The organism is Halorhabdus utahensis DSM 12940, assembly GCF_000023945.1.
Classification (GTDB): Archaea; Halobacteriota; Halobacteria; order Halobacteriales; family Haloarculaceae; genus Halorhabdus; species Halorhabdus utahensis.
Window position 1 is genome coordinate 1,228,882 of record NC_013158.1, and the last position, 16,160, is coordinate 1,245,041.

Consider the following 16,160-nt stretch of genomic DNA (forward strand, 5'->3'; position numbering starts at 1 on the left):
AGTCACGTGGGTGGGGGAACACCAATGGCCTTCGGCGATCCGCTTGAACCGCTCAGCACCGTCTCCGGGATTGAACCGTTCCAGATCCTCGGGGGCGGAACCATCATCGCGGTGTGTCTGGTGCCGTTTCTGCTCGCGTTCGCCCCGAAGTGGACGGCGGACGCAACCCGGACTGCCAGAACAAGTACACTGCTCTCGTTCGGTGTCGGAATCGTCGGCGCAGTCGGCTACGCGATTCCCTTGCTGACCCTGGTAGCATTTGGTGTGTACAGTCAGTTCCGGGCGCTGAGTTGGCTGGTCACGTTCACCATCCAGGCGTGTTTCGTGCTCGTGAGCGACGCGGTCGCGATCCTCGCACTCGGCAAGACGATCAGTCACCGATCGGGCCGTCTCACGACCTGGCTCGGTGTCCTCGTGGGTTCGACCACCCTGGTCGGGCTGTCAGCCGTTCCAATACTGGGGCCGATCGTGGTCGGCGTCGTCGCCCTCGTCGGCTTCGGTGCGAGTCTCAGACGAACGTTCGGGAGCGGCGTCACCACGGAAGCAACCCGGGCGATCCCACCACGGCGGCGACTGTGACGGCGACAGCTGTCGAGACGGATCGACGATCGAAAAATGAATTCATTCCGACACGAAATTCCGGGAGGCCAAAGGTAATACTTCGCTCGACCCTAGGTTTCGTATGTCAACAGCTTCGGAGAGAACGCTTCTCACCGTTCTTCTCGCTGCGCTCTCGTCGGCCATTCTGTCCGGTCCGGCGAGCGCGCACATCAAATACGTCACCGACGAGGATAGTGCCGGGAGCGCGGCCGAACTCTTCGCCGCCGTCTTCAACGACCCGGGGAGCGTCGCACTGCTTGTCGGGGGCGCACTGGGCGCAGGCTTGCTCATAACTGGCTATCTCCGGTTTTCGCGGCTGGTGCCGGACATCGCCGTCGCCAGCCGGACGTTGCAGTCCTACCGGCCGTACCTGCCCTGGATGCTCCGGCTGACGGTCGGTCTGCCCCTCGTGGGGGCCGGCTTCGCCGGCTACCTCTTCACGCCGAGTCTGCCGGTCGAGGCACGCCTCCTGCAGGTCGCGATCGGGTTTTTGCTCCTGTTCGGGCTGGCGACGCGACTGGTTGCCGCCGTTGGCCTGGTCATCTATCTCGGCTTGCTCGCCACTGACAGTACACTCCTGCTGGCCAGCGAGTACATCGCGGGCTTTCTGGCCATCATGATCGTCGGTGCCGGCCAACCAAGCGCGGACATGCTACTCCGACGGCTGGTCGTCACCGAGGGGACGCTCGCCAGCCGCGCCCGTGGCCTGCCGACGCCCGCGGAGATGATCGCCAGAGTCGGCATCGACAAGTTACCGGTTGCCCCCCTGTTGCGGCTGTTCGTCGGGGTGAACTTCATGTTTCTCGGCGTCACCCAGAAGTGGCTCAACCCGGCGGGTGGCATCGCAGTGGTCGAGAAGTACAACCTCACGGCGGTCGTGCCGGTGTCGCCGGAGCTGTGGGTGTTCGGTGCCGGATTGGTCGAGGCCGCGGTCGGCGTTGCGTTCATCCTGGGACTGTTCACCAGAGGGACCGCCGCCGTCGGGTTCCTGATGCTGACGACGACGCTGTTCGGGCTGCCCGACGACCCCGTGCTGGCTCACATCACGCTGTTCGGACTCCTCTCGGCGCTGCTGGTCGTCGGAAGCGGGCGGTACTCGCTCGACGCATCACTCGTGCCCGCAATCCGGCGTCGGCTCGACCCGGACTGGGAACGCCGAACCGACCACGCTGCGGCCGACTGAGCACCGAGGGCCTGAGGCGACTGCATCCCGAGCGACACTGGGCGAGAGAATCACGAGCGACAGATCCGTCATCCCAGGGCTGAAAGCACGCTCATGGAGCGCGTCTGTACTGACTGCGGACGGACGTACCCACTCGAGGGCCCCTGGCGATGTGCATGCGGGAGTCCGCTCGACCTGGGGGGGCTCCCCGATCTGCCCGCACAGCCGCCCGAGATCGACCGCGACAGCGGTCTGTGGGCCTGCGAAGGCTTCCTGCCCGTCGAGCCACTGGTAACGCTCGGCGAAGGGTGGACCCCGCTGATCGACGCCGAGGCAACTGGCCTCCAGTACAAGCTCGAACACCTGTTTCCGACGGGGAGCTTCAAGGATCGCGGCGCGGCGGTCGTGCTCTCCCACGCCCTCGATCGGGGGGCCGACCGGGTGATCGAAGATTCCTCGGGCAACGCGGGGCTGGCGATCGCGACATACGCGGCCCGTGCCGGCATCGACGCCGAGATCTTCGTCCCCGTCGATGCCAAACCGGGGAAACTTCGGGCGATCGAACGGACGGGAGCCGCCCTGCGGCGGATCGACGGTGACCGGGAAGCTGTGACCCAGGCCTGCATTGATGCGGTCGAGGCCGGCGACGGCTACTACGCCAGCCACGCTTGGGAACCGATGTTTCTGGCCGGAACGGCGACGTTCGCGCTCGAAGTCGCGGCCCAGCGCGGCTGGGAAGCCCCCGACGCCGTGGTGACGCCACTGGGTCACGGAACGCTGTTTCTGGGCGCGTCTCGCGGGTTTGATCGCCTGCAGCGTGCCGGCTGGATCGACGACGTGCCGCGACTCTTCGGCATCCAGGCGAGCGGCGTCGCCCCGATCACCGCGGCGCGAGGGAACGACCGCGACGCCGAACGGAACAACCTGGCCGACGGCATCCAGATCGCCGAGCCGGTCCGAGGGGACGGAATCCTCGACGCGATCGAAGCGAGTGGCGGCGACGCGGTCGCGGTCACGGCTGCCGAGACAGAAGCCGGCCATGAGCGCCTGCTCGGAGAGGGTCTTGACCTTGACCCTACGAGTGCGACTGCGCTCGCCGGCCTCGAACGCCTTCGCGAGCAGGGTGTCATCGCCGCCGATAGCGACGTTGTCGTCCCATTGACGGGCCGAAACCGATCGGTGTGAGGATCCCAGCGGAGAGCGGAGGGTCCGAACGGCAAGACGTTGGTCGTGTCTGATTTGCAAAGCAGGAGACAGGGTGCAGTCCGTGATCCGTCAGGGTTCCTCGACAGTCCGCGCGGCCCTCACGGCGTGTTGACCGGCGGGAAACTGTCGCATCGATAGCGATTTCAATAACAATATTTGCCGGTGAACAGTTAAGTGAGTCCGGTCACTCGTTCGTGCCATGTCAGAATCACTCACCCATGATTCGGAAGCCGAGGCGGACGAATCAGGGGAGCGGGAGACTGAGAAGCGGCGAGTGACAGATGCGAACCTGCTCGATACGCTCGTGGCCGGCTGTCCGATTTCACTATTTATGATCGACAGAAACGGGAAGATCTCCCGGTGGAACGAAGGGATGACGGCATATTTCGGCGTCGACGAACTACACGCACTGAACGAGCCCGTCGAAAACGTGTTCCCGGCTGTCGAACACGGCAAAGCGGGCGAAGGACCGCTGGCGATGGCAGCACTGGAAGCCGACCGGGACTTCTACAACGTCGAAGTCCGGACGGAAGTCGATGGTGAGCACCGCCACTACGTCGCCAGTGCGGCCCGGATCGAGGACGACGAGGGGAGCGTCCAGGCCGTCGCCGAGACGATCAAGGACGTCACCGAACTGAAAGAGACCGTCGAGCGCGTCACAGGCACCCTGGGCGCAGTAGCCGACGGCGATCTCAGTGCGCGGATGGACGATACAGGATTGTCTGGCGATCACAGGCGGCTGGCGACAGCCGTCAACGAAACGGTCGCTGCGCTCGACGAAGCGCTGACCGAGATCGAACATGCAGTCGATAGTGTCGACGACGCGGCGGCGACTGTCGCGAACACGGCATCACACCTCGACGGTGCATCTGACGAGGTATCGTCGTCGGTCGAGGACATCGTCGAAGGTGCCAGCGACCAGTCGGAACTGACGACCGGCCTGGCAAACGAGATCCAGTCGGCAGCGGCCAACGCCGAGGAGTCGGCCGCAAGCACCGACGAGATCGCGACCTTCGCCGGCGACGTCTCGGCGGAGGCCGAGGAGGCCGGATCCGCCGCGAGCACTGCCGAGGACGCCATCGAGGAATCGCAGGCAGTCCTGGCGGCAGCGACCGAGAGCGCCAGGACGCTCGAATCGCACTCCGCGGACATGGCCGAGATCGTCGGGACGATCGCCGACATCGCCGAGCAGACCAACATCCTCGCGCTCAACGCCTCGATCGAGGCCGCTCGCGCCGGCGAGGAAGGGGAGGGCTTCGCCGTGGTGGCCGACGAGGTCAAGAGCCTCGCGGCGGAGACCCAGGAGGAGACGGCGGCGATCCGGGACGTGATCGATAACGCACGAGAGGAGATCGAAACGGTGACGACCCACGTCGGTGACGCTGCCGAGGCCGTCGACACGGCCGAGTCGGTCGTCGAAACTAACAGCGAGACCTTCGAGCGGATCGACACCAAAACTGACGAGGTCACCGACTCGATCCGAGAGGCCTCCGACGCGATCGACGAACTGGCAAACACGATGCAGGAAGCCGCCTCGGACGTCGACCACATCGACGAGATCACCACCGACACGCGCGAACGGGCCCGCTCGTCGGCCGAGGCGGCCGAGGACCTCGTGACCTCGATCGACAATCTCTCGACCTCCGCCGAGCAGCTCACCGACCTCTCGACGGAACTCACTGGACTGGTGAGCGAATACGAGACGACGGCGGAGTGAGCCACGACAGCAAGGCTTTACCGCCGTCGTAGCGTACCAGCGACAAATGGTACTCGACGATCTGGGATCGTCCCTGCGGGGGGCCCTCGACGGCCTCCGGGGGAAGTCCCGCATCAGTGAAGAGGACGTCCAGGCGGTCGTCAAGGAGATCCAGCGATCGCTGCTCCAGGCCGACGTCGACGTCGACCTGGTGATGGACCTCTCCGACAGCATCGAGACCCGCGCCCTGGAGGAGGAGCCGCCGGCCGGCACCTCCGCCCGGGACTGGGTACTGCGCATCGTCTACGAGGAACTCGTCGACCTGGTCGGCGAATCGACCGAGCTTCCCCTGGAACCCCAGACGATCGTGCTGGCGGGCCTCCAGGGATCAGGGAAGACCACCTCCGCGGCGAAGATCGCCTGGTGGTTCTCGAAGAAGGGGCTCCGTCCCGCAGTCATCCAGACCGACACCTGGCGGCCCGGAGCCTACGAACAGGCCGAGGAGATGGCCGAGCGAGCGGAAGTCGACTTCTACGGCGATCCCGACGAGGACGACGCGGTCAAGATCGCCCGCGACGGACTCGAAGCGACCGACGACGCGGACGTCCAGATCGTCGACACGGCGGGCCGACACGCCTTAGAGGACGGGCTTATCGACGAACTCGAAGACATCGAATCGGTCGCCGACCCGGACCACAACCTGCTGGTGCTCGACGCCGCGATCGGCCAGGAAGCCAAAGAACAGGCCAGCCGCTTCGAGGACGCGGTCGGCATCGACGGCGTCGTGATCACCAAACTCGACGGGACGGCCAAGGGTGGCGGTGCCCTCGTCGCCGTCAACGAGACCGACTCGACCATTGCCTTCCTGGGCACCGGCGAGACGGTCAAGGACGTCGAGCGCTTCGAGCCCTCGGGGTTCATCTCCCGGCTGCTCGGGATGGGTGACCTCCAGCAACTCACGGAACGCGTCGAACGCGCGATGGAGGAAACCCAGGCAGAAGAGGGTGACTGGGGGCCGGAGGACATGCTCGATGGCGAGTTCACCCTCAAGGACATGCGCAAGCAGATGGAGGCGATGAACAAGATGGGGCCGCTGGATCAGGTCATGGACATGATCCCCGGCCTCGGCGGCGGGATGATGGATCAGTTGCCCGACGACGCCATGGACGTCACCCAGGAGCGCATGCGTGACTTCGAGGTTATCATGGACTCGATGACCGAGGCCGAACTCGAGAACCCGCGCCAGATCGGCCGCAGCCGGACCGAACGCATCGCGCGAGGTTCGGGCAAGCCCAAAGACCGCATCCGGGAACTCTTAGAGCAGCACAAGATGATGGATCGGACCCTCAATCAGTTCCAGGGCATGGGCGACGCCGACATGGAACGCATGATGAAGCAGATGGAGGGCGGCGACATGGGGGACATGGGCGATATGGGCGGGATGGGTGGCATGGGCGGCGGCGGCAACCCGTTCTGAGTTTCCGTTCGAGAAGCCGATACCGTCGAGTGGTTTTGCGTGTGCAGTGCTGAACCCGGCGCCCGAGACGTGGGTCTCGACAACACGGAACAAATCTAAGATGTGATTTATCACCATCTTTCCGATGGTCTTTTCTCCCGGCGACTCCTGGGACAGTCGAATGAGCATCGACCTCGACGACGACGAAGTATTCGAGGACGTCCGCGACCGCGCGGATCGCCCGATGCGCCGGCTGTTTTCCGAATACGGGGGACGATATTCGTTCCCGTTCGTGATCGGGTTCGTCAGTAGCGTCGCCGCCCGGATCCTCGACCTGCTTCCGCCCCTCCTGCTTACGCTCGCCATCGACGCCATCTTCGACGACCAGCAGTACAGCCTCTGGTTGGTCCCCCAGTCGCTGATTCCCAAAACCCAGAGCGCACAGCTCTGGCTCACCGTCGGTATCATCGCCGCCGCGTTCCTGATCGGGGCCGGCTTCCACTGGACGCGCAACTGGGGGTGGAACACCTTCGCTCAGAACATCCAGCACAACGTCCGGACGGACACCTACGACAAGATGCAGCGCCTCAACATGGACTTCTTCGCCGACAAGCAGACCGGCGAACTCATGTCGATCCTCTCGAACGACGTCAACCGGCTCGAACGCTTCCTCAACGAGGGGATGAACGCGTTCTTCCGGCTGTCGATCATGGTGCTCGGGATCTCCGTGATCCTCTTCTACTGGAACTGGCAGCTCGCGCTGGTGACACTCGGCGTCGTCCCCCTGATCGGCTTTTTCACCTACAAGTTCGTCGAAACTATCCAGCCCAAGTACGCCGACGTCCGTTCGTCCGTGGGCCAGCTCAACTCACGCCTGGAGAACAACCTCGGGGGCATCCAGGTCATCAAGGCCGCCAACACCGAGACCTTCGAATCCGATCGGGTGGATGATGTCTCCGAAGACTACTTCGACGCCAACTGGGACGCCATCGGCACCCGGATCAAGTTCTTCCCCGGCCTCCGGCTGCTGTCGGGCGTCGGGTTCGTCGTCACCTTCCTCGTCGGCGGCCTGTGGGTGTTCACCTCCCAGACCACCGGAACCGGGCCGTGGTTCTTCACGGGCAAGCTCTCGGTGGGGGAGTTCGTCGGCTTCATCCTGCTGTCCCAGCGGTTCATCTGGCCGATGGCGCAGTTCGGGCAGATCATCAACATGTACCAGCGCGCCCACGCCTCCAGTGAGCGTATCTTCGGGCTGATGGACACGCCCAGCCGGATCGTCGAAGACCCCGACGCCGAACCCCTCGCGGTAACCGACGGCCACGTCGAATTCGACGATGTCACCTTCGGCTACGACGACGAGGAGACCATCGTCGAGGACATCGCCTTCGAGGTCGAGGGCGGCGATACCGTCGCCTTAGTCGGTCCGACCGGCGCGGGCAAGTCCACCGTGATGAAGCTCCTCCTCCGGATGTACGACGTCGACGAGGGAGCCATCGAGATCGACGGGACGGACCTCCGGGACGCCACTATTCCGAGCCTCCGGCAGGCGCTCGGGTACGTCAGCCAGGAGACGTTCCTGTTCTACGGCACGGTCCGGGAGAACATCGAGTACGGCACGTTCGACGCCGAGAAGGAGGCAGTCGTCGAGGCGGCCAAGATGGCCGAAGCCCACCGCTTCATCCAGAACCTGCCCGACGGCTACGACACGAAAGTCGGCGAGCGCGGCGTGAAGCTCTCGGGTGGCCAGCGCCAGCGGATCGCCCTCGCGCGAGCGATTCTCAAGGATCCCGAGATCCTCGTTCTGGACGAGGCGACCTCCGACGTCGACACCGAGACGGAGATGTTGATCCAGCGCTCGCTGGATAAACTCACCGCCGACCGGACGACCTTCGCCATCGCCCACCGGCTCTCGACGATCAAGGACGCCGAGAAGATCGTCGTGATCGAGGACGGCCGGATCGTCGAACGCGGCACCCACGAGGACTTACTCGCCGATGACGGCCTCTACGCCAAGCTCTGGGCCGTCCAGGCCGGCGAGATCGACGAACTGCCCCAGGAGTTCATCGAGCGGGCTGCCGAACGCCGTGCCCAGACGGAATCGGAAGCCGACGACTGAACTGGCTGGAGGCCCGAGATGGAGGCCAAAATGACCGACCGCGCCATCGATCACCTCCGACAACTCGACCACTGGACGTTCCTGCTCGCACTTGTCCTCGCTGCGATCGACGCTGTGCGGACACGCCGTCGCCTTCCTGCGGTCGTGACCGCCTTTCTCACGGTTGCACTGCTGTATGACGCCTACGAGTTCCTGGTCGAACGAGCGTCGACGTAAACGGGGACGGAGAGAGAACGGACGCGTCGCACTACTCGACCACGTGACGCGTATCGTAGGAGCCGAGTCGCCGGACCCACCCTTCGCTGGCCAGTTCCTCGATTTCATCCAGGGCATCCTGCAGTCGCTGTTCGTAGAGGCCGGCCTCGACGTCGATGTGGAAGACGTAGTCGCCCAGCCGCTCGCCGCTGGGTCGGGACTCCAGTCGCGAGAGGTTGACGTCCCGGTCGGCGAACGGTTCGAGGAGTTCGAGCAGGAGGCCGGGATAGTCGACGTTCGGGTAGACGATCAGCGAGGTGTTCCCGCCCTCGATCGAGCGGGTCTGCGGGTCAGCGATGGCGAAAAAGCGCGTCGCGTTCGAGGACTGATCCTGAATATCTTCGGCGAGGACAGACAACTCCGCGCCCGCGTTGTCGGGATGGGCGATGGCGGCGACTGTGGAGTCCTCGCGGGCGTGCTCGACGCCGCGTGCCGTGCTCGCGACGGCTTCCAGGTCAGCATCGGGGTGATGCTCTTCGAGATAACTCCGGCACTGGGCGAGTGCCTGGGCGTGGCTCGCGACGAGATCGAAATCCTCACTCTGGGCCATGAGACCGTGGCGGATCGGCGTGATGATCTCCGCAACGACCGCGACATCGGAATCCGCCAGCGCGTCCAGCGATTCGGTGACGCTGCCCTCGATGCTGTTCTCGATGGGGATGACCCCGCGGTCGTACTCGCCGTCGGCGACCGCCTCGACGATCGCCGTGACGGACTCGGTGAACTCGACGGATTCCGAAAGCGCCGACGCGGCCCGATGAGAGTAGGTGCCCGACGGGCCGAGCGTGATCGTTCGCATACAGGTCGCTTCGGCACAGTGGCCCAAAAACGTCGCGGTCACACACTCGGGAGCAGATGACGTGTGACGACCGTCTGACGGAGGTTCTTGATCCCTGGCGGGGATAGATTCGCGTAATGGGAGCCGAAACCGGCGGCGCTTCCGACGATACACGCTACGCGGCCGAGCCCGACGCCGAGGACGTGCTCTCGCTGGTCCTCCCGTCGGTGCTCGACGGGCTGGCCGCCGAGGCCCGCCGGGCGCGCGTCAGCGCCGCCTGGACGGCCTGCCGGCTGGCCGACGAACGCCCCCAGCTCGGGGCCGAACTCGCCACCCGTCTCGTTCGATCCGCCGGGGAAGCTCACCGGGAGGCCCTGGTTCGAACGCTCGCGACGCTCCACGAGCGCCACCCCGAGCAGGTCGGCGATGCCCTCCGCGCGTTCGACGGGACCGTCGTCCGGGCCGTCCGAAAAGCCGGTAGCTGGGACTTCGACGCGGAACTCCGGGCCGACGGCGGCGCGACGACCGCTTCCGGCAGCCAACAGATCGTCGAGACGTCTCAATCGGGCGTCTCAGTCTACGAGCGCTCACTGCCCGACGAACCGGTCGAACCCGAGCCGCCGGACCGGATCGTCGACGACAGGGTCGAATCGGAACCCGAATCCGAACCATCGCCAGCAGTCGACGGGAGCGTCCCCGAGGGGCCGGGGACACCGGAGCACGTCGAGGAGCGCCGCCGCCGCATTCAGGCCGCCGAAAACTCCGAAGCCTTCGCCGCGGTCCAGCTGGTGAGTGCTTTCGACGAAATCAGCGTGATCGAGCCGCCCGAGCGCGGGCAGTACGGCCACATCCTGCCCTCGCGCGCTCGCATGGACCAGGCCGAGTACGGGGTCGATCTCCTGTTCTTCGACGAACCGGGAGAGGACGCCCGGGACTTCGGATCGGCCGTCCACGAGCGCCTCCACCAGTGGTACTGCGCCGACGAGGCGACGGGGATCGTCGCCGTCGCCGACTACGGCGACCACCCCCGGCCGTGGGTCGCGACGCCGCGGGCCGAGCACACGCTTGCCGATCGCAGACCCGCGGATCTCGACGTTGCCCTGCGGGACGCCCGAGATCTCGCCGCCGGCCTCGCGGCCGTCAACGAGCGCGGGCTGGTCCACGGCGGGATCGACCCACACGACGTGGTCTACCCCTCGGTCGGCTTCGAGGAGAACCCCGCGCCCAGCCTCGCCAACCTCGGCGTGATGACGGTCTTCCGGCGACACTTCCAGCCCGCCGAGTACGTCGATCCCCGCTACGCCGCCCCGGAATACTTCGACGATCGCTACGGCTCGGTCGACCACGCGACCGATGTCTATCACTTCGGAACCGTGCTGTTCCGGCTCCTCACCGGCGAGGATCCGTACCGCGGCGACTACGACGACGTCCGGGCGGCCATCCTCGACGACGAGACGCCCGTCCCCAGCGACGTGCGACCGGAAGTCCCCGAACCCGTCGACGAGATCGTCGCCAAGGCGATGGCCCCCCGGAAGCTCACTCGCTTCGAAACGGCGGCCCAGCTGCATCGACAGCTCGATCAGCTCGTGTGAGTGGGGTTGGACGGTCGATGAGATCGTCGGGTAGGAGCGTCACGTTGTCAGCGTCCGGAAACGTTCTAATCGTCGCCTGGCTTATACGCCCCGCCACGTCGTTCGATCGTGTAGATGTCGAGAACCTGATCGTCGTGGTCACACTCGGCACCGAGCCGAAACTGGCCGATCCGGAGCTTCGAATGTGGTGCCCCGGTCAGCGGTTCGAGGTAGTCGTCGGGGTCGCGCCACCGATCGGTGACGATGTCGTCCAGCTTGTCCGTAATTCGCGATCGTGCGTGTTCGTCGAGATCGTCGTACGTCCGCTTGGCCGGTGCCCGTAGCTGCCACGTCCACTCTTCACTCATCGTCGTTCAGCAACTCGTCGCGGGAGAACGTCTCGCTGTCACCCGTTCGGCGTGCGTGCTCGACCGCCGCGATCTCCTTCCAGCTCTTGCGGGTGAGACCGGGGTGCCGGACGGCATCACGAAGGGTTTCCCGAATGAACTCGCTTCGGCTATTGTACCCCTCCTCGCCCCACGTCGCGTCGATGTCTTCGAGTAACGTCTCCGTGAGACGGACGTTGATATTCGTCTTTTCGGGTCCACCACCGCCACTATCCGTATCTGCATCAGACATACGAATGTGTTACGTTCAGGATCGAATAAATGTTCGGGGTCAACTGCTGTCCTCTCGGGAAATGGACGAGTCCCTCGATATTCCGATCGAAACTCGCCTGAATGAGTGGGACGCCGGTGAGAGATGGGACAGACTGGTTTCAAAGAATCGTCGCCAAGGCGATGGCCCCCCGGAAGCTAACTCGGTTCGAGACGGCGGCCCAGCTCCACCGACAGCTCGACCAACTTGTCTGAGACGGGCCGCCATCGGGAGTTCGATACATTGGGAAGGACGACAGTACATTTTTCAAATAGGATCGACCAGTGTCACGTATGGAAAGTGTGCGTCGTCTCGCCGGCTTTCTGATGGTGGTTTTCGCGATCGCGACGGTGCCCGGTGGCGTCGCCGCGTATGTGTCGGAAGGGCTGGGAGAGGCAGTGTGGGTGTTCGTAGTCGGGTGGCTCTTTCTGACTCCGGCTTACGGCGTTCTCGCCGGGTATGTGCCCAACCCAATGGATGTGATCCATCAAAAACTGCGGCGAGACGAACAGACGGCAAATGAGAGCGACAGCCGCTCGAAAGACCAAGACGGAGCGAACAGCGCTTCGGAGGAACTCCGTCGTCGATACGTAAAGGGGAAGATCAACGAGCAAGAATTTGAACAGCGACTTGAAACGCTACTCAGGAGCGAAAAGTCCCAACCGGCAGACCCAGAGCGGATCGAAAGCGCACCCGGTAATTCAACGGGGACAAACGAGACGGGGGTTCGCCAGCGCGAACTCGAAACGACGAGGAAAGAGAACTAACAACGGCTCGCTGCCAGTCTGCTCGGGAAAGAAATTCGTCGAATCAGTTAGTTCACGTCCGCGAGGCAAGCGGACGGCGAGCGATGGCGTCAGGCGGTGGCCGGGGTGACGGCCTCTGTGAAATCGTTGACCGACTTCGCCTCGCGGGTCGTTCCTCCTCTCACGTGTCGCTTCGCTCCACGTTCGAGCAATCGAGGCCTCACTCCGTTCGGCCTCGCGCTCCCCGCTCGGCGTTCCGAGGTTCTTCGCTGCGCTCAGAACCTCGCTTACATCGCGCCGCCCATGCCACCCATACCGCCCATGCCGCCCATGCCGCCGCCCATACCGCCGCCGGGGCCGCCAGCGGGCGGGCCGCCGTCGTCGCCGTCGTCGCTGCCGCCGCCCTTGAGGTCGCCGGCGGCGATCACGTCGTCGATCCGGAGGATCATCACGGCGGCCTCCGTCGCACTCTCGACAGCCTGGGTCTTGACGCGCAGCGGCTCGTAGACGCCGTCCTCGCTCATGTCGACGATGTCGCCGGAGTAGGCGTCCAGGCCGACGCCGATGTCGCCGGCGTCGTGCTGACTGCGGAGGTCCACGAGGGAGTCGATCGGGTCGTGACCCGCGTTCTCGGCGAGGGTGCGCGGGACGACGTCGATGGCGTCCGCAAAGGCCTCGACGGCGAGCTGCTCGCGGCCACCGACGGAGTCGGCGTGGTCACGCAGTCCAAGCGCGAGTTCGGCTTCGGGAGCCCCGCCGCCGGGCAGGACCTTGCCGTCCTCGAGCGTGACGCGAACGACGCCCAGCGAGTCCTCGATGGCGCGTTCGACCTCGTCGACGACGTGCTCGGTGCCGCCGCGCAGGATGAGCGTGACGGCCTTGGCGTCCTCGACGTCCTCGACGAAGACGCGCTCGTCGCCGGCGACACCCTTCTGGGCGACGCTGCCGGCGAAGCCGAGATCGTCCTCGGTGATATCGTCGATGTTCGAGACGGCGCGTGCGCCCGTGGCACGCGAGAGCGCCTTGATGTCGGACTTCTTGGCGCGACGGACCGCGAGGATGCCCTCCTGGGCGAGGTAGTGCTGGGCCATGTCGTCGATGCCCTTCTGGCAGAAGACGGCGTCGGCACCGACGTCGGCGAGTTGATCGACCATCTCCTGGAGCTGGGCCTCTTCCTGATCGAGGAACTCCTGGAGCTTGTCCGGGTCCGAGACGTTGACCTCGGCGTCGATCTCGGTCTCCTGGACCTCGATCGCCGTGTCCAGCAGCGCAACGTTGGCGTCCTCGACGGCGTAGGGCATGTTGTCGTGGACGCGCTCCTTGTCGATGATGACGCCTTCGACGAGTTCGGACTCGTCGGTCGACCCGCCGACGACGGTCTCGACTTTGACGTTGTCCGTGTCGATGTCCTCACCGTTGGCGACGGACTGGACGGCGTTGACGACCAGTTCGGCGAGCGTTTCCTTGGAGCTCTCCGCACCCTTGCCGGTCATCGCGGTCGCCGCGATCTGTTCGAGGATCTCGTCGTCCTCGGGAGTGACCTCGATGGCGTTCTCCTCGAGAATCTGTTTCGCCTGCTCGGCCGCCTGGCGATACCCCTGTGCGAGGATCGTGGCGTGGATGTCCTGTTCGAGGAGGTCCTCGGCCTTGCTCAGGAGTTCACCGGCGATGATGACGGCCGTGGTCGTGCCGTCGCCGACCTCGTCCTCCTGGGTCTCGGCGACCTCGACGATCATGTTCGCCGCGGGGTGCTCGATATCCATCTCGTCAAGGATGGTGACGCCGTCGTTCGTGACGACGACGTTGCCCGTCGAGTCGACGAGCATCTTGTCCATCCCCTTCGGGCCGAGCGTCGTCCGAACGGCCTCGGCGACGGCGGTCCCGGCGGTGATGTTCATCGATTGGGCGTCCTTCCCAGAGGTTCGCTGGCTGTCCTCGGAAAGTACGATGAGGGGCTGGTTACCCATTTGTTGAGCCATAGTCAGGCAAGGATTGAATGTCCTTCTATATAAGCATATCGTTACGGAGCACAATGAGACAGCCTCATGCCAGCGGACGTGGGTCCATGTGATCCCTTGGCAGCCATTTAAGTACTACCTACCCATGCCGAACCGCCGGTGGCGGAGTTCGGGAGTGATCCGGATGCGCTCGACGTCCTGGCCGGTGCGATGCCAGACGAACGCCGCGCGCGTGAACAGTTCTCGACATTCCAGGCGGACGTCCCGCGGGTTGCCACCGGTCCGTTCGTGAATGTCCGCGATGGCAGTCGGTTCAAAGAGGTCCGGCGACTCACCGTCGTATGCTTCCCCCCGGAAGTGTGCCAGCGACCGGGCGATGTACTCGGCGATGTCCTCGACGTCGAACGGATCGATCCCCTCGTAGTAGCGAAGACGGGAGTCAAGCGTCGCTTTGACGTCCTGGAGACGTTCCTTCCCCGCGGGCGTCCCGCTCAGGAACAGCCGGACGCCAGCGTCACCCGCGATCTGGATCGCCGAAAGCAGGTCGCTGGGGAGATCCTCGATCTCGTCGACCACCAGGAGCAGCGTCACGTCCTCGGCCCGCGCGTCCTCGGCGATTTCCTGGACGGCTTGTTTGGTTTCAGCCGTCGCCCACGGGATCCCGTCACGGACCTGCCAGTAGTTCCCGGGATCGATCTCGAATCCCGCCTCGGCTGCTCCCCGGAGAACCGTCTCGTAGAGACCTCTCGGCGTGGTTTCCCGAGGGTTGTCGACGTGGGCGACGACGAAGTCGTCACGTCGGCCCAGGTCCCGTTTGAGGATCTCCCGGAAGGCGGTCTTGCCGGTGCCGTAGCCGCTGATGAGGCCGATGTGCTGGCGCTGGAGCAGCCAGCTCGTCACCTGGTTGAGCAACGTCCGATCGTGCCGGACGTACAGCGGCTCGGCCATGCCGTCCCGGCCCGCCTCTTCGGTGAACGGGAGGGCCGCGACGTCGTCCGGATCGCCCCCCAGGGCCCGCCCGAACGCGAGGAGTCGTTCCTCGACCGCATCGAGTTGATCCAGCACGACACCTGCCTCAGCGTGCTTCCGGCGCTGTTGGTCCGCAGCTCGCAGTTGTCGGAGTCGATCGACGATGTCTTCGACCCGTTCCCCCGTCTCGTCCTGATCGTGCTCGTCGGCTGTCTCCCCCATGAATCCACCACTAGCCATACTGTTCAGTACAGTGATGTATGTTACGGCCGCCTCTGAAATCCTCTCACGATGAAAGCCGTGGGGTCCCCCACTGAGGGTTGAGCCCACGGAAACGGAGCGGTACGGAGGTTTGGCGTCACGGTGGACGGTACCTGTCCCACAGCGACAAAATCGCAGATGGAGCGGTCAGCCGGTGAACTGGTGATATTCGAGACCCTGATGTTTCATCTCGTTGTGGCGGCGTTCGAGGAACGAGTACACCGAGCCGTGGGGGGCCCCCTCGAGGATCATCTCGGCTGCCTCCCGGACTGCGTCGACTTGCTCGGGGCCGCCGATGATCGACAGCGTCGAACCGTAGATGACAACGTCCGCACCGGTGAGGTCCTCCATCAGCTCCCGGGTTCGGCCGTTCTCGCCGATAAGTCGACCCTTGAGGCGCTTGAGATCGTTCGGGTTGCGCGCGACCGCGTCGATGTCGATCACGTCGAACATCATCATGTCGCCATCCAGCAGTCGAAGGGCGGCCTCAGGGGAGAATCCGCGACCGATCGCCTTGACGATGTCTGGTCCCTTGAGCCCCAGGACGGGATCGCCCACCGATTCGACCGCGACGGCGCCGGTCTCGCTATCGATGTCGAGTCGAACTTCGGCTTCCTGCTCGATCTCCCGCATCGTCTCACCACCCTCGCCGATCACCACACCGATCCGGTCCTGCGGAATCTTCACGTGTTGCATATGCGCCATATAGCGGCCGCGTTCAGTTAAGTA

The 16,160-nt window shown here is 64.7% G+C and carries 15 protein-coding genes; 9 read left to right on the forward strand and 6 right to left on the reverse strand.

What is annotated here, in order from left to right; all coding sequences use genetic code 11:
- Positions 1-24: 24 nt before the first annotated feature.
- From HUTA_RS06130 to HUTA_RS06160, 7 genes are all read left to right on the forward strand, one after another.
- Positions 25-579 carry a hypothetical protein gene (locus HUTA_RS06130; RefSeq protein ID WP_015789007.1) on the forward strand — a complete coding sequence of 185 codons (555 nt, stop codon included), beginning with the start codon at positions 25-27 and terminating at the stop codon, positions 577-579.
- Positions 580-682: 103 nt separating this feature from the next.
- On the forward strand, positions 683-1,783 hold the full coding sequence (locus HUTA_RS06135; protein ID WP_015789008.1) for a DoxX family protein: 1,101 nt from the start codon (positions 683-685) through the stop codon (positions 1,781-1,783).
- A 93-nt stretch (positions 1,784-1,876) separates the two neighbouring features.
- Positions 1,877-2,947 (forward strand): threonine synthase, encoded by a 1,071-nt coding sequence (locus tag HUTA_RS06140; RefSeq protein ID WP_015789009.1) that lies wholly within the window; start codon positions 1,877-1,879, stop codon positions 2,945-2,947.
- A gap of 220 nt (positions 2,948-3,167) precedes the next feature.
- A complete protein-coding gene (locus HUTA_RS06145; protein WP_015789010.1) occupies positions 3,168-4,685 on the forward strand; it encodes a methyl-accepting chemotaxis protein in 1,518 nt (505 codons plus the stop codon).
- A gap of 46 nt (positions 4,686-4,731) precedes the next feature.
- On the forward strand, positions 4,732-6,141 hold the full coding sequence (locus tag HUTA_RS06150) for a signal recognition particle protein Srp54 (protein ID WP_015789011.1): 1,410 nt from the start codon (positions 4,732-4,734) through the stop codon (positions 6,139-6,141).
- A gap of 160 nt (positions 6,142-6,301) precedes the next feature.
- Complete coding sequence (locus tag HUTA_RS06155; protein WP_015789012.1) at positions 6,302-8,236, forward strand: ABC transporter ATP-binding protein; 1,935 nt, start codon at positions 6,302-6,304, stop codon at positions 8,234-8,236.
- An 18-nt stretch (positions 8,237-8,254) separates the two neighbouring features.
- Complete coding sequence (locus HUTA_RS06160) at positions 8,255-8,452, forward strand: hypothetical protein (RefSeq protein WP_015789013.1); 198 nt, start codon at positions 8,255-8,257, stop codon at positions 8,450-8,452.
- A 31-nt stretch (positions 8,453-8,483) separates the two neighbouring features.
- Here HUTA_RS06160 and pheA read toward each other — a convergent pair whose 3' ends face one another.
- Positions 8,484-9,290, reverse strand: a complete 807-nt coding sequence (pheA, locus tag HUTA_RS06165) for a prephenate dehydratase (protein WP_015789014.1) — start codon at positions 9,288-9,290, stop codon at positions 8,484-8,486.
- A 116-nt stretch (positions 9,291-9,406) separates the two neighbouring features.
- Here pheA and HUTA_RS06170 point away from each other — a divergent pair, with 116 nt between their 5' ends.
- Complete coding sequence (locus tag HUTA_RS06170) at positions 9,407-10,861, forward strand: protein kinase (protein WP_015789015.1); 1,455 nt, start codon at positions 9,407-9,409, stop codon at positions 10,859-10,861.
- Between the two features lie 65 nt (positions 10,862-10,926).
- Here HUTA_RS06170 and HUTA_RS06175 read toward each other — a convergent pair whose 3' ends face one another.
- Positions 10,927-11,208, reverse strand: a complete 282-nt coding sequence (locus HUTA_RS06175) for a type II toxin-antitoxin system RelE family toxin (RefSeq protein WP_015789016.1) — start codon at positions 11,206-11,208, stop codon at positions 10,927-10,929.
- Complete coding sequence (locus tag HUTA_RS06180; RefSeq protein ID WP_015789017.1) at positions 11,201-11,479, reverse strand: ribbon-helix-helix domain-containing protein; 279 nt, start codon at positions 11,477-11,479, stop codon at positions 11,201-11,203. Before HUTA_RS06180 ends, HUTA_RS06175 begins: the two co-directional genes overlap by 8 nt.
- Before the next feature lie 311 nt (positions 11,480-11,790).
- Here HUTA_RS06180 and HUTA_RS06185 point away from each other — a divergent pair, with 311 nt between their 5' ends.
- Entirely contained in the window at positions 11,791-12,264 is a 474-nt protein-coding gene (locus tag HUTA_RS06185) for an SHOCT domain-containing protein (protein WP_015789019.1), read from the forward strand.
- A gap of 266 nt (positions 12,265-12,530) precedes the next feature.
- Here HUTA_RS06185 and thsA read toward each other — a convergent pair whose 3' ends face one another.
- The 3 genes from thsA to HUTA_RS06200 form a co-directional block, all read right to left on the reverse strand.
- Complete coding sequence (thsA, locus tag HUTA_RS06190; protein ID WP_015789020.1) at positions 12,531-14,210, reverse strand: thermosome subunit alpha; 1,680 nt, start codon at positions 14,208-14,210, stop codon at positions 12,531-12,533.
- 126 nt (positions 14,211-14,336) lie between these two features.
- Positions 14,337-15,392 (reverse strand): AAA family ATPase, encoded by a 1,056-nt coding sequence (locus tag HUTA_RS06195; RefSeq protein ID WP_049941219.1) that lies wholly within the window; start codon positions 15,390-15,392, stop codon positions 14,337-14,339.
- A gap of 186 nt (positions 15,393-15,578) precedes the next feature.
- The gene (locus HUTA_RS06200) at positions 15,579-16,127 is read right to left on the reverse strand and encodes a KH domain-containing protein (protein WP_015789022.1); all 549 of its coding nucleotides are present in this window, start codon (positions 16,125-16,127) and stop codon (positions 15,579-15,581) included.
- Between the last annotated feature and the right edge of the window lie 33 nt (positions 16,128-16,160).

Excerpts from the sequence above, each read along its gene's own strand:
- HUTA_RS06170 (WP_015789015.1), top strand. The coding sequence starts at position 9,407 with ATGGGAGCCGAAACCGGCGGCGCTTCCGACGATACACGCTACGCGGCC.
- HUTA_RS06150 (WP_015789011.1), top strand. The coding sequence starts at position 4,732 with ATGGTACTCGACGATCTGGGATCGTCCCTGCGGGGGGCCCTCGACGGC.
- HUTA_RS06175 (WP_015789016.1), bottom strand. The coding sequence starts at position 11,208 with ATGAGTGAAGAGTGGACGTGGCAGCTACGGGCACCGGCCAAGCGGACG.
- HUTA_RS06180 (WP_015789017.1), bottom strand. The coding sequence starts at position 11,479 with ATGTCTGATGCAGATACGGATAGTGGCGGTGGTGGACCCGAAAAGACG.
- HUTA_RS06140 (WP_015789009.1), top strand. The coding sequence starts at position 1,877 with ATGGAGCGCGTCTGTACTGACTGCGGACGGACGTACCCACTCGAGGGC.
- HUTA_RS06135 (WP_015789008.1), top strand. The coding sequence starts at position 683 with ATGTCAACAGCTTCGGAGAGAACGCTTCTCACCGTTCTTCTCGCTGCG.
- HUTA_RS06145 (WP_015789010.1), top strand. The coding sequence starts at position 3,168 with ATGTCAGAATCACTCACCCATGATTCGGAAGCCGAGGCGGACGAATCA.
- HUTA_RS06195 (WP_049941219.1), bottom strand. The coding sequence starts at position 15,392 with ATGGGGGAGACAGCCGACGAGCACGATCAGGACGAGACGGGGGAACGG.
- HUTA_RS06155 (WP_015789012.1), top strand. The coding sequence starts at position 6,302 with ATGAGCATCGACCTCGACGACGACGAAGTATTCGAGGACGTCCGCGAC.
- HUTA_RS06160 (WP_015789013.1), top strand. The coding sequence starts at position 8,255 with ATGGAGGCCAAAATGACCGACCGCGCCATCGATCACCTCCGACAACTC.
- HUTA_RS06200 (WP_015789022.1), bottom strand. The coding sequence starts at position 16,127 with ATGCAACACGTGAAGATTCCGCAGGACCGGATCGGTGTGGTGATCGGC.
- HUTA_RS06130 (WP_015789007.1), top strand. The coding sequence starts at position 25 with ATGGCCTTCGGCGATCCGCTTGAACCGCTCAGCACCGTCTCCGGGATT.
- HUTA_RS06185 (WP_015789019.1), top strand. The coding sequence starts at position 11,791 with ATGGAAAGTGTGCGTCGTCTCGCCGGCTTTCTGATGGTGGTTTTCGCG.
- thsA (WP_015789020.1), bottom strand. The coding sequence starts at position 14,210 with ATGGGTAACCAGCCCCTCATCGTACTTTCCGAGGACAGCCAGCGAACC.
- pheA (WP_015789014.1), bottom strand. The coding sequence starts at position 9,290 with ATGCGAACGATCACGCTCGGCCCGTCGGGCACCTACTCTCATCGGGCC.